Genomic DNA, 13,202 nt, shown 5'->3' with positions numbered 1-13,202 from the left:
GTATCAAACCCGGCAGGGCTGCCCGCTCAGAACAGTGCGCCCTGCGGGCTGGTAAGCCGTGCGAAGCTGTCGCCTACAAAAGGCAGGATGCCGTCGGCGACGGGTTCCAGCTGCTTTTCCAGGTAATGCGCGTAGTCGATGGGCGAACGCAGGGCTTCCATTGGCTCCGGCCCGGCGGTGGTCATCAGGTAGCGGATCCAGCCGCCGTTGCGGTATTGCGCCCCGCGGCCCTGGGCGATGTGGAAATCGTCCCCGATGCGCGCGGCGCGCACGTGGGGCGGCACGTTGCGCTCGTATTCCTGGAGCGGCCGGCGCAGGCGCTTGCGGTAGACCATCAGGTCGTCAAGCTCCCCGCGCAGCGTGCGCGCTACATAGTCGCGCACGTAATCCTCGTAGGGTTCGCGCCGGAAGATGCGCCCGTACAGGCCCTGCTGGAACTGCTGCGCCAGCGGGGTCCAGTCGGTGCGGACCGCTTCCAGGCCCTTGTACACGATCTCCTCTCCGCCGCCGGACGTGCCCGCCAGGCCGGCGTAGCGCTTCTTGCTGCCTTCGTCGGAGCCGCGCACGGTCGGCATCAGGAAGCGCCGGAAGTGGGTGTCGACCTCAAGCTCGAGCGCGCTCTCCAGCTTGAACTCCTCGCGCAGGTGGGCGCGCCACCAGTCGTTGACGTGGTCGACCAGCTCCTGGCCAATGCGCAGCGCGTCAAGCTCGGCATGGCTCCCGCCGAGCCAGACGAAGGTGGAGTCGGTGTCGCCATAGATCACCTGGTAGCCGCGCGCCTCGATCAGCTCGCGCGTGCGGTGCATGATCTCGTGGCCGCGCATGGTGATGGACGAGGCCAGGCGCGCATCGAAGAAGCGGCAGCCGGTGGTCCCGAGCACACCGTACATGGCATTCATGATGATCTTCAATGCCTGCGACAGCGGCTGGTTGCCGGCGCGCTTGGCGGCCTCCCTTCCCTCCCACACGCGGGTGACGATGCCGGGCAGGCAGTGCCGGCTGCGCGAAAAGCGCGCGCCGCGAAAGCCCGGCACGGTGTCGTTCTCCAGCGCCTCCAGCCCGGCCACCAGCCCCACCGGATCGATCAGGAAGGTGCGGATGATCGACGGGTACAGGCTTTTGTAGTCGAGCACCAGCACCGAATCGTAGAGGCCCGAGCGCGAATCCATGACGAAGCCGCCCGGGCTGTCCGCGCCCGGCACGTCGCCGATGTTGGGGGCCACCCGGCCAAGGCGGTGCATCAGCGGAATGTAGGCATGTTCGAAAGCGGCGACCGAACCGCCGCTGCGGTCCGCAGCCAGGCCGGTGACGCTCGCGCGCTCCAGCAGGAAGGTCATCAGGTTCGTCTTGTCGAAGATGCGGGTGACCAGTTCGCAATCCTTCAGGTTGTAGCGCGCCAGCGCCGGCTTGTCCTGTTCAAACATGCGGTCAATCGAGGCCATGCGGTCGTAGGGGTTGTCGATGGCCTTGCCCTCGCCCAGGAGGCTTTGCGCCACGTTCTCCAGGCTGAACGAAGGAAAGCTCCAGGTCGCCGAGCGCAGCGCCTCGATGCCGTCGATGACCAGGCGGCCGGGCAGGCCTCCAAAATACGGTCCCTGGCGGTCGGCACCGGCATTGGTACGCCATTCCATCGAGGTGCCGCCGCGGCCGATGCGCAAGGGATGCTGCAGGCGCTCGGCGTGCTCGTGCAGCACGCGCAGGTCGAACCCGATCACGCTCCAGCCGATGATGGCGTCGGGGTCGTGGCGGGCCATCCACGCTTCCAGTTTCTCCAGCAAGGCCAGGCGGGTGTCAACATATTCGAGGTCGAAGTCAAGGCTGCCAGGGCCGCCGTTCGGCGGTCCTAACATATACACCTGGCGCTGGCCGCACCCCTCCAGCCCGATCGAGCGGAGCTCGCCGTGCATGGTCGTCTCGATGTCGAGCGAGACGGTGCGCAGTCGGGGGCGGTAGCCGGGCGCCGGTTTCAAATGCGCGTCCAGCAGGAGGGCCGGGTCCCCGGCCGCCGGCGTGCCCGTAAAGGCCACCGGCGCCGTGATGAAGCGTTCCATCAGGTAGCGCTCGGGTGGGCGGATGTCAGCCTCGTAGACGTCGACGCCGTGCTCGCGCAGGCGCTTTTCCAGGCGCAACAGCTGGCGGTAGTGGCGGCAGTACAGGCCGAGCACGGGCCGCTGGCGGAAGTCGCACAGGGAAAGCGGACGCAATTCGACACCGCGTTCGCGCTGCAACAAGGCTTTTATGGCCGCCTCCTGCTCGGCCGGGACGAAGGCGACCGCCTCCGCCGCCGGCAGCCGCAGGCGGCATGGGCCGTCGTCGGTGGCGAGCCAGAGCTCGACTTCGACGCCGTCATCCACGTCGCGCCAGTGGCGCGTCAGCAGGAAGCCCTGCTTTACATCACGCATATCGAGGAGGGTACGGCACGGTGCGATCCATTGGGGTAAAGGCGGCAGTTTATCAAACTGGCTGATTGTCGGGATTCGGGTATCCTCGGACTCTTGCGGCCGGCTTGCCATTGGTCGCCCTGCCCTCATCTATTTATCCATGAACGACCGCGCCCCTTTCGACAGCATCCGCCATGAATTCCACCCGGCCGTCGCCGCCTGGTTCGCCGCCAGCTTCCCGGCCGCGACGGAGGCCCAGCTGCGCGCCTGGCCGCTCATCCAGGCGGGCCGCGCGACGCTGGTGGCCGCGCCTACCGGTTCCGGCAAGACCCTGACCGCCTTCCTGGCGGCGATCGACGACCTGGTGCGCCAGCGGGAGGCCGGCCCGCTGCCGGATGCAACCCAGGTGCTCTACGTGTCGCCGCTCAAGGCCCTGTCGAACGACATCCGCGTCAACCTGGAAGGACCGCTGGCGGGCATCGGCGCCCAGCTTGCGGCCATGGGCCTGCCGGAGCACGGCATCCGCACCGCCGTGCGCACCGGCGACACGACGGTCGCCGAGCGCAACGCGATGCGCAAACGGGCGCCGCACATCCTGGTCTCGACGCCTGAGTCGCTGTATGTGCTGCTCGGCTCCGACAGCGGCCGCGCGATGCTCTCTACCGTGCGCACCGTGATCGTGGACGAAATCCACGCGGTCGCCGGCAGCAAGCGCGGCAGCCACCTGAGCCTCAGCCTGGAACGGCTGGACGCGCTGTGCGGGCGGCGCGTCGTGCGCATCGGCCTGTCGGCGACCCAGAAGCCCTTGTCCGCAGTGGCGGCCTTCCTCGTCGGAGGCGCCGGCGATTGCGCCGTAGTCGACGTCGGCCACGTGCGGGCGCGCGACCTGGCGCTCGAATTGCCGCCGGTGCCGCTGGACGCGGTCATGGCGAACGAAGTCTGGGACCGGGTCTACGACCGCATGGCCGAACTCGTCGTGCTGCACCGGACCACCCTGATTTTCGTGAACACCCGGCGCATGGCCGAGCGCATCGCGCGCCACCTCGGCGACCGCCTCGGCAACGAACACGTGGCCGCCCACCACGGCAGCCTGGCCAAGGAATACCGGCTGGACGCCGAGCAGCGCCTGAAACGCGGCGAACTGCGCGTGCTGGTAGCCACCGCCTCGCTCGAACTGGGCATCGACATCGGCGACGTCGACCTCGTCTGCCAGGTCGGCTCGCCGCGAAATATCGCCGCTTTCCTGCAGCGCGTGGGCCGCTCCGGCCACTTCGTGGGCGGCGTGCCGAAAGGACGGCTGTTCCCGACCTCGCGCGACGACCTGGTCGAATGCACCGCCCTGCTCGACTGCGTGCGGCGCGGCGAGCTCGATTTGCTACGCATCCCGCGCGCGCCGCTCGACGTGCTGGCCCAGCAGATCGTGGCCGAAGTGTCTTGCCGCGAATGGGGCGAGGCCGCGCTGTTCGCCCTCGTGCGCGGCGCGCAGCCGTATGCGGAGCTTGAACGCCAGCGTTTCGACGCCATCCTGCGCATGCTGGCCGAAGGCTACACTACGCGCAACGGCGTGCGCGGCGCCTACATCCACCGCGACGCGGCGACGCAGTCGCTGCGCGCGCGCCGCGGCGGGAAGCTGGCCGCCGTCACCTCCGGCGGCACGATTCCCGAGAACGCCGACTACACGGTGCTGCTCGAGCCGCAAGGCCATTCGGTCGGCACCGTCAACGAGGACTTCGCGGTGGAGAGCCTGGCCGGCGACGTCTTCCAGCTCGGGAACACCTCCTACCGCATCATGAAGGTGGAAGCGGGCAAGGTACGGGTCGAAGACGCGCACGGCGCCGCACCGAACATCCCGTTCTGGCATGGCGAGGCGCCCGGGCGCAGCGACGAGCTGTCGATGGGCGTCGCCCGCCTGCGCGCGGAGATTGACGCGCAGCTGGCTCCGGGGGACGGCGAGGCTGCGCTGGACCGTGCCGTGGACTGGCTCGACGAACACCTCGGCCTGAGTGAAGACGCGGCGCGCCAGATCGTCGACTACCTGGCCCGCTCGCGCGCCGCTCTGGGCGCCCTTCCGACCCAGGACACGCTGGTGATGGAACGCTTTTTCGACGAGTCCGGCGGCATGCAGCTGGTGCTGCACACGCCATTCGGCAGCCGGATCAACCGCGCCTGGGGCCTGGCGCTTCGAAAACGCTTCTGCCGCACCTTCAACTTCGAGCTGCAGGCGGCGGCCACCGAGGACGCGATCATCCTGTCGCTCTCGACCAGCCACAGTTTTCCGCTCGACGAAGTCTGGCGCTACCTGAAGGCCGCCACCGCCGAACCGATCCTGGTGCAGGCGCTGCTGGATGCGCCCCTGTTCAACGTGCGCTGGCGCTGGAACGCGACTACGGCGCTGGCCCTGCCGCGCTTTGCCGGCGGGCGCAAGGTGGCGCCCCAACTGCAGCGCATGAAGAGCGACGACCTGCTGGCGACCGTGTTCCCGGACGGCGCAGCCTGCCTCGAGAACATCGCCGGGGACCGCGAGCTGCCGAATCACCCGCTGGTCGACCAGACCCTGGACGACTGCCTGCACGAGGCGATGGACAGCGAAGGCTGGCTGGCCCTGCTGCGCCGCATCGAAAGCGGCGACATCCGGCTGGTGGCGCGCGACCTGCCGGCGCCCTCGCCGCTGGCGACCGAGATCCTGAATGCGCGTCCCTACGCCTTCCTCGACGACGCGCCGCTGGAAGAGCGGCGTACCCAGGCCGTCATGAACCGGCGCTGGACCGATCCCGCATCGACTGACGATCTGGGCGCGCTCGACCTCGATGCGATTGCCGGCGTCGCGGAAGAAGCCTGGCCGCAGGCGAGGAATGCCGACGAGGTGCAGGAAGCGCTGGTGGCGCTGGCCTGCGTGACGCAATCCGAAGCCGAGGCGCGCGAGGGCTGGCCGGCCTGGCTGGCGCAGCTCGCAGCCGCCGGCCGCGCGACCCGCCTGCGGGACAAAGGCGGTTTTGACGCCTGGGTGGCGCTCGAACGGCTCGACCTCATGCAGGCGGCATACCCGCAGGCGGTGGCGCAGCCGCCTTTGAGTATCCCTGACAGCCACCGCGGCAATGGCGACGAACCGTGGACGTTTGACACCGCCCTGGTCGAGCTCATGCGCGCCCGCCTTTCCGGTTTCGGCCCCCAGCCAATGCCCGAGATCGCAGCAAGCGTGGCCCTGCCGGAGAGCAGTGCCGCCATCGCCCTTGCGCAGCTGGAAGCCGAGGGCTATGTGATGCGCGGCCGCTTTACGCCGGGCGCACAGGACGAGGAATGGTGCGAACGCCACCTGCTGGCGCGCATCCACCGCTACACCATCAAGCGGCTGCGGCGCGAGATCGAACCGGTCGAACTGCGTGACTTCATGCGCTTCCTGTGCGACTGGCAGCACCTAACGCCAGACACCCAATGGCAGGGCCAGGACGCGCTGCCGCTCCTGCTGGCCCAGCTCGAAGGCTACGAGGCGGCAGCAGGCGCCTGGGAAAGCGACCTGCTGGCGCTGCGCCTGCGCGACTATTCGATCCTCTGGCTCGACGACCTGTGCCGCTCGGGAAAAATCGTCTGGACGCGGATCGACGCCCCGCTGGCCGCCTCCGGCGGACCGGTGCGCAGCACGCCGATCGTGCTGCTGCCGCGCCGCCAGACGGCGCTGTGGCACGCACTGCCTGCGCCTGCCGGCCCGCCCGAGATCTCGCCGCGCGCAGCCAAAGTACTGGACACCTTGCGCCGCGACGGCGCCATGTTCTTCGACGAGCTGCAGTTTGATGCGCGCATGCTGCCGGTGGAGGTGGAAACGGCGCTGGGCGAGCTGGTGGCCACGGGCCTGGTCAACGCCGACAGCTTTGCCGGCCTGCGCGCGATGCTGCTGCCGGCCGCCAAGCGCACGAGTAATGACCGTAAACGTCGCCGCGGCGCCGGCCCGACGATGGAGGAAGCCGGGCGCTGGGCTCTGGTGCGGCGCGCCGCGCTGGAGGCCGAGGCGCAGGACACCGGCAGGCCCGCGCGCCGGCGCCGCATCGATCCGGAGACGCTGGAACACATCGCCATGACCCTGCTGCGCCGCTACGGCGTGATGTTCTGGCGCCTGCTCGAGCGCGAAGCCGGCTGGCTGCCCTCGTGGCGCGAACTACTGCCGGTCTACCACCGGCTGGAAGCCCGTGGCGAGATCCGCGGCGGGCGTTTCGTCGCCGGCTTCTCGGGCGAACAGTTCGCCCTGCCCGAGGCCATTCCCCTGCTGCGCGAAGTGCGGCGCCGCCCGTTGGACGGGTCTTTGGTCGCCATCTCAGGCGTGGATCCGCTCAACCTGTGCGGCACGCTGCTGCCGGGCGAGAAGGTGCCGGCGCTTGGCGGCAATCGCATCCTGTTCCGCGACGGGGTGGCGGTGGCCAATGTCGTCGCGGGCAAGATCAACTACCTGGGCGATCCGGGGGCGGAGCGCGACTTGTTCCACGCGCATCTGGTTGGGCGTTATTAGTCGAGCAGGACGCGGCAATTCGGCGGCACCATATTCCGGATTCAGCCTGCCATCATCAATCATTAATCTCGAACGATCAGTAATCGTTCGAGCTCTGACCCGCCTGCCGATGCTGCCCAATAGCCGCATCGGGGAATTGCTGCCGCATCACTGGATATCGGCCGACTATTCTTTGCCATCATGGCAAGCTCAAGTCCAAACTGAGCGTCCTGATCAGGGCGAAGGTGACGAGCCCCAAGGCCAGGAGCGATAGCACGAAGACTGCGGCCACCTTGCCGGCCGCGCCTAGCACCGCGCGCTTCCCCTTCTCCTTATCCTGCGCCTTCTTCCCTTGATCGTAATGCCACTTGATAGCGAAGAACATGGCCGTGCCTAAGGCGAGAACCTTGAACGTACCGGCGACTATAGGGAACCAATCCATGATGTTGAGTCTTTCCAGGCTATTACTTGAGAGAGGAGAAAACGCTGGCGACCGCCATGGGAGGATGGTGTTGCTGCACGTTCTGAGGCATTCTACTTAAAAGCAATTTCCATACATTGAGACAAAATGTCCCAGTTGAAAACCATACAAGATGACAATTTGCCAGTCTGGTTGCCGCGCTTGGCCGGGAACAAAGGGCCACGTTTTTTGCAGATTGCAGATGCGTTGCAGGCGGCGGTCGTAGACGGATCGCTGAAACCCGGTGACCGTCTACCTACGCAGCGCCAGTTGGCAGCACAGCTGGACGTCGACCTGACGACGATCACGCGCGCATACGACGAAGCCAGACGCCGCAACTTGCTGGAGGGCCGCGGTGCTCGAGGCACTTATGTCGCAGCGCCGAAAGTCGAATTGACCTCGATCCTCGACCTGAGCATGAATACCCCGCCACCACCGGATGGCGTGGACTTCGACGACATGTTGAAACAAGGTCTGGCTCAAGTACTGATGAGGACAGATAATGAATTGCTGATGACTTACCACCTGGGCGGGGGAAGCGACTCCGACCGTACCGCTGGAGCCAAATGGCTCGAACCGATGTTTGGACACCTGGATTCCCGGCAGCTTGTTGTCTGTCCGGGTGCGCAAGCGGCGATCGCCGCATTGATCCTTGCGCTGACGGCGCCGGGTGACGTTATCCTCGCAGAGCCAACGACATATCCCGGCTTGCGTGCTGCAGCGACCCAATTCGGCCGGCACATCATTGCGGTGGAAGCAGACAAGCACGGAATGGTGCCTGAGATGCTTGAGGAAGCGTGCCGCCAGCACAAGCCTGGGCTGGTCTACCTCAATCCGACATTGCAGAACCCGACCGCCATCACCATGCCGGAACGCCGGCGCAAGGAGCTCGCCAGCATCGCGAAGCGCTACAATGTACGCATCCTCGAGGACGATCCCTACTGGCTCCTTGCCGATGACCCGCCACCACCTATTGCCTCGTTTGCCCCGGAACAGGTCGTCTACATCTCAACCCTGTCGAAATGCCTGACGCCCGGCTTGCGTGTCGCCTTCGTGCTCGTACGCAACCCGCACGAACGCGAACGTTTCCTGGTTGCGCTAAGATCATTTGCGCTGATGGTCGCTCCCCTGACGGCCGCACTGGCCACCCAGTGGATCCTCGACGGTTCGGCTGACAGATTGATGGAGGGCGTACGCAAGGAGGCGCGCCTGCGCCACCGGATGGCGCGGGATATTCTGGCGGGGCGCTACAGCGGCGCCGGAGACGGCCTGCATGTATGGCTCGAGTTGCCGGCGTATTGGAAGTCCTCACAGCTTGCGCGTGCAGCCGACAGCGAGGGCATCGCAGTCACGCCGGCGCAGGCATTCGCAACAGCTAGCGGATCCGTGAATGCAATTCGGATCTCTTTGGGCAGCATCAAGGACCGTGGACGCTTGCAGGCGGGTCTTCAACGGCTGTCTCATTTGCTTGCGCGGCGGCCCGAGTCGTTCAGCGCTGCTGTGGTTTAACTGTCCAGGACGCACGGGGCCGGGTGTTTTCGTAACCTGGCGCCGCTTCCGGCTAATTTGCCTCCTCCCTCATCTCCTGGAGGCAGGCGAGGTTTTTATGAGGAGCCCTGAATCCGCCTGCCTCCCATGCCCGCCTCGCGGGCTTTTTTCGTCCGTCCTCTTCATGCTCCAAGCCCCTCCTTGACGCCTAGCATAAAAAGTTGCGCACACGATTGCGCACTGGCGAAAATGCAACGCATTTTTGCAACTTATGAAAATAAACACGTGACACATGTATGCACATTTGACCTGTTCTTATGTCAACGAAATACTCATCAGGCGGCACACGGAAATGCCGTGCTTCACCAAGAGCATCCGATAACAATAGAGAACAAGGAGCATCGTCGTGAGTACAAATCGTCGTCGTTTTACCCTGGTTGCCGCACTCGTCATGGCCCTGGGCGCACAAGGCCCGCTCGCCAACGCGGCCATCACCGGCATCCTGCCTGGCACCTCAGGTACCTCAGGCACCCTCGCTTCGGCCAGGATCGATTCCCTGTTTGCCGAGGAACTGAACAAGCAGCTCGGGAATGTCTATTACGACGTCATCGTCGTGTTCGACAAAAAGGAAAGCGCCTCGCGCCTTGCCACGCTGGTGCGCAAGGTCAAGAGCTACAAGGTGCTGCCGATGGCGCGCGTGCTGCTGACGAAAGACCAGATCCGGCAGGTCGCCGCATGGCCCGAGACCCGCTTCATCGAGCCGAGCCGTACCCAGCGCCTGTTCAACGCCGAGGGCCGGGCCCTGACGCGCGCCGAGGAGGTGCAGAAGGTGCTCGGGCTCGATGGCTCAGGTGTGACGGTGGCGATCATCGATACCGGGGCGGACGCGCTGCACCCCGACCTCGGGAACGTGAAGAAGAACTACGAAGCAGTGGGCGCGCTCGGCAACGACCCGAGCCAGGTCTATGTATCGCTCACGCCGGACGGCATCGACGTCGAGACCTCGATCGTTGAGCGCCACACGACGCTCGGCACCCACTGGAACACGGACGAATACGGGCATGGCACGCACTGCATCGGCACCATCGCCGGCACCGGCGTCGACTCCGACGGCAACCTGCGCGGCATGGCGCCCAAGGCCAACATCATCAGCTACGGCGCCAGTACCGGCATCAACCTGCCCTTTACCCTGGAAGCCTACGACCACGTGATCGCCAGCGTGCGCAACGGCGAAGCCGACATCCGCATCCTCAGCAATTCCTGGGGCAGCTCGTCCTACGAGCCCTTCAACCCGAACCGCTCGACCAACGTCGCCTCGCGCCTGGCGTTCGAGGCCGGCATCCTGTCGATCTTCGCGGCCGGTAACGACGGCCCGAGCCCGAACACGATGAACCCGTACTCGAACTCCCCGTATGGCCTGGGTATCGGCGCCACCAACAAGGCCTACGGGATGACCGGCTTCTCGTCGCGCGGCCGCCCCGAGGGCAACCACGACCGCGAGCTGGCGCTGGCCAACCTGCAACTCTTTCTGGCCGCCAGCGCCGACGAGCAGGCGGCATGGGACCATGCCGCGCGCCCGCTCGGCATCGACCGCCCGGCCATCGTGGCGCCGGGCGAAAACATCGTCTCGGCCCAGAATCCGGTGCATCCGATGACCGCCAGCGGCACCAACTACGGCGCCGCGTCCGGCACCTCGATGGCCACCCCGCACGTGAGCGGCATCGCCGCCCTGGTGCACCAGGCCCAGGACAAAAAAGGCGGTGCGCGCCTGGCGCCGCTCGACGTCATCCGCCTGCTCGAAGTGAGCGCCAACAAGACGGTCATGAACGGCTATGACACCTTTGATGCGGGCGCCGGCTTCGTCGACACCCGCAAGGCCGTCGATATGGTCAACGCCGGCACCATCCCGACCGCGGTCACGCAGGACGACCTGGTGCGCTTCAACCCGGGCCCAATGCGCGTGACCGGCGGCACTTACGCTGGCGCGGCCACGCTCAATTCGTTCCAGACCAACACGGGTTACGGCCTGCACAAAGTCATGGTCGAACCGGGCGCGGTGAAGTTGTTCGCCGACGCCTCGTGGGCGCTCGAAGCGAACAACCTCTACATCACCCTGTATGCGCCTGGCGTGGACCCGGCCGCCGGAGTCAACTTCGCTGCCCAATCGGCGGGCCTGACGACGGTCCAGAAATACCGTTCGGTCGAAGTGAAGTTCCCACAGGCGGGCGAATGGCATGTGCGGGTCGACGGGCGCGTCAACCTGGTATCGACCGACTACAGCGGCAAGTACGAGGTGACGGTGCCGGACAACGTGCCGCCGACTGCGGAGCTGACGGTCAGCGCCACCAAGGTCAGCAGCGGCCAGCCGGTGACGATCAATGCCAGGGTGAAGGACGCGAATGGCGTGGGGACCGTTTCCGAAGCGCGCGTGCAGGTGGTGACGAGCGCCGGCAAGGTGCTGCACAGCTTCGACAAATCGGCCTTCGTGCAGCAGGGCGACGCCCTGGTGTTCTCGAAACCGGTCGTCCTGTCGGGCAAGGGACCGTGGACGGTCGAGGTGCGGGCCGCCGACGACGGCGAGCAGCAGGTGGTGAAGCAGGCGACTATCGGGCGCAAGTAACAGCTGGACGGCGAAGTTTGCCAGGCAGCCCAGGCCTGGGTCCTGTACTGAACAGGATCCAGGCCTTTTTCTTGTGATGTAGAGCAACAAGGCTTGACATGCAGTGCTCATTGTCGTCTGTCATCATACAAGCCGTCCGCGTATAATCACGATGCCGCATTCACGGCCCGTGCCCCTCTACCCTGACCATGAACCCGACCCCGTCCGCACAAGCGCCCCTGAAAAAACACCGCAACCTGGCGCAGGGCGTTGTCGCGCACCTGGGCGACAGCATCCGCAGCGGCAGCCTCAAGCCTGGCGACAAGCTGCCGACCGAGTCCGAAATCATGCGCCTGCTGGGTGTGAGCCGCACCGTGGTGCGCGAGGCGATCTCGCACCTGCAGGCGGCGAGCCTGGTCGAGACGCGCCACGGCATCGGCACCTTCGTGCTGGCGCCGCCGCCGCCCACCCTCGGGCTCGACCCGGCGACCGTGGTCACGATGCGAGACGTGCTGGCCCTGCTGGAGCTGCGCATCAGCCTCGAGACCGAGGCGGCCGGGCTGGCGGCGAACCGCCGCAGCGACGAGCAGCTGGTGCAGCTGCGCACGGCGCTCGACAGCTTCGAGGAATGCGCGCGCAAGGGCGTGGAGACGGTGGAGCCGGACATGCAGTTCCACCTGCTGATCGCGCAGGCTTCGAGCAACCGCTACTTCCACGACATCCTGAGCCACCTCGGCACCAACATCATCCCGCGCGCGCGCCTCAATTCCGCCCGCCTGGCGCAGGACGATCCGGCCCACTACCTCGAGCGCGTGATCCACGAGCACGAGGACATCTTCAGCGCCATCGCGCGGCGCGATCCGGAGTCCGCGCGCGCGGCCATGCGCACCCACCTCAGCAACAGCCGCGAGCGCCTGCGGCGCGCGCAGGAGCTGGGCGAAGGCGCCATCGCCGCGAGTTAAGCGCAAAGAAGACGAAATCACGCCGATATTTCGTTGGGTCACTTGCAACATCAGACGGACCAAACTAAGATTCGCTAGTTTTGGCACCGCCACCACCTGATCAGGACAAACGCATACATGAAGAAGACCCCCGCGCCGAACGAAGCCGGTGCCAATGAGCCGCGCCTGTACCGGGTGGTATCGAGCAAGATCGAAGAATTGATCCGGGCCGAAAACATTCAGCCGGGCGAGCGGCTGCCGTCCGAACGCGACCTCGCCCTCAAGCTCGGCGTGAGCCGCACCTCGCTGCGCGAAGCCCTGATCGCCCTCGAACTGGGCGGCACGGTGGAAGTGCGCGGCGGCTCCGGCGTGTATGTCAGCGAGCAGGCCACGCCGGTGGCCGAGGTGCCGACGGCCGGTCCGGGCCCGTTCGAGGTGCTGGCGGCGCGCCGCCTGATCGAAGTCGAAATGGCGGCACTGGCGGCCAAGCACGCGAGCGACTCGGCGATCGATGCCATCCTTGTTTCCGTGCTCGAGATGGAGCAGCACCACGAAGACCGCAGCGGCAACGAGCAGGCGGACCGCAACTTCCACCTCGCGATCGCACGCGCGACCGGCAACAGCGCCATGGTCGGGGTCATCGAATACCTGTGGAGCCAGCGCGGCTCGCTCTGGCACAAGCTGAAGGAACACTTCCAGACCGAAGAGCTGCGCCAGCAGACGCTGATCGACCACCGCAACATCTTCGCGGCGATCGCCGCGCATGACCAGGCCGGCGCCCGCACCGCGATGCGCGCCCACCTCGACCGCGTCACCCGCACGTTCTCGCGCGGTTGATCGGGCCACTGAACCGATC

At 66.3% G+C, this 13,202-nt stretch carries 7 protein-coding genes; 5 read left to right on the top strand and 2 right to left on the bottom strand.

Annotation, left to right across the window (positions count from 1 at the left end; all coding sequences use genetic code 11):
* Nucleotides 1-26 precede the first annotated feature (26 nt).
* Nucleotides 27-2,402, bottom strand: a complete 2,376-nt coding sequence (locus ACFPN5_RS23175; protein ID WP_379786210.1) for a DNA polymerase II — start codon at nt 2,400-2,402, stop codon at nt 27-29.
* Between the two features lie 139 nt (nt 2,403-2,541).
* On the opposite strand from ACFPN5_RS23175, the gene ACFPN5_RS23170 reads away from it, so the two are divergent.
* Entirely contained in the window at nt 2,542-6,879 is a 4,338-nt protein-coding gene (locus tag ACFPN5_RS23170) for an Lhr family helicase (protein ID WP_379786209.1), read from the top strand.
* A gap of 178 nt (nt 6,880-7,057) precedes the next feature.
* Here ACFPN5_RS23170 and ACFPN5_RS23165 read toward each other — a convergent pair whose 3' ends face one another.
* Entirely contained in the window at nt 7,058-7,243 is a 186-nt protein-coding gene (locus ACFPN5_RS23165) for a hypothetical protein (protein WP_379786208.1), read from the bottom strand.
* 183 nt (nt 7,244-7,426) lie between these two features.
* On the opposite strand from ACFPN5_RS23165, the gene ACFPN5_RS23160 reads away from it, so the two are divergent.
* The 4 genes from ACFPN5_RS23160 (at nt 7,427) to ACFPN5_RS23145 (ending at nt 13,183) form a co-directional block, all read left to right on the top strand.
* The gene (locus ACFPN5_RS23160) at nt 7,427-8,827 is read left to right on the top strand and encodes an aminotransferase-like domain-containing protein (RefSeq protein ID WP_379786207.1); all 1,401 of its coding nucleotides are present in this window, start codon (nt 7,427-7,429) and stop codon (nt 8,825-8,827) included.
* A gap of 385 nt (nt 8,828-9,212) precedes the next feature.
* Complete coding sequence (locus ACFPN5_RS23155; RefSeq protein WP_379786206.1) at nt 9,213-11,426, top strand: S8 family serine peptidase; 2,214 nt, start codon at nt 9,213-9,215, stop codon at nt 11,424-11,426.
* A gap of 188 nt (nt 11,427-11,614) precedes the next feature.
* Nucleotides 11,615-12,367, top strand: coding sequence for a FadR/GntR family transcriptional regulator (locus ACFPN5_RS23150; RefSeq protein ID WP_379786205.1), 753 nt, complete (start codon nt 11,615-11,617; stop codon nt 12,365-12,367).
* Nucleotides 12,368-12,484: 117 nt separating this feature from the next.
* Complete coding sequence (locus ACFPN5_RS23145; protein ID WP_379786204.1) at nt 12,485-13,183, top strand: FadR/GntR family transcriptional regulator; 699 nt, start codon at nt 12,485-12,487, stop codon at nt 13,181-13,183.
* Nucleotides 13,184-13,202 lie beyond the last annotated feature (19 nt).

Source organism: Massilia niabensis, assembly GCF_042655085.1.
Taxonomy (GTDB): Bacteria; Pseudomonadota; Gammaproteobacteria; order Burkholderiales; family Burkholderiaceae_D; genus Telluria; species Telluria niabensis.
This window is presented reverse-complemented; position numbering and strand designations above follow the sequence as displayed.

Bases quoted from the DNA above. Each gene is read 5' to 3' on its own strand.
- ACFPN5_RS23175 (WP_379786210.1), bottom strand. From the start codon at position 2,402: ATGCGTGATGTAAAGCAGGGCTTCCTGCTGACGCGCCACTGGCGCGAC.
- ACFPN5_RS23170 (WP_379786209.1), top strand. From the start codon at position 2,542: ATGAACGACCGCGCCCCTTTCGACAGCATCCGCCATGAATTCCACCCG.
- ACFPN5_RS23165 (WP_379786208.1), bottom strand. From the start codon at position 7,243: ATGTTCTTCGCTATCAAGTGGCATTACGATCAAGGGAAGAAGGCGCAG.
- ACFPN5_RS23160 (WP_379786207.1), top strand. From the start codon at position 7,427: ATGTCCCAGTTGAAAACCATACAAGATGACAATTTGCCAGTCTGGTTG.
- ACFPN5_RS23150 (WP_379786205.1), top strand. From the start codon at position 11,615: ATGAACCCGACCCCGTCCGCACAAGCGCCCCTGAAAAAACACCGCAAC.
- ACFPN5_RS23145 (WP_379786204.1), top strand. From the start codon at position 12,485: ATGAAGAAGACCCCCGCGCCGAACGAAGCCGGTGCCAATGAGCCGCGC.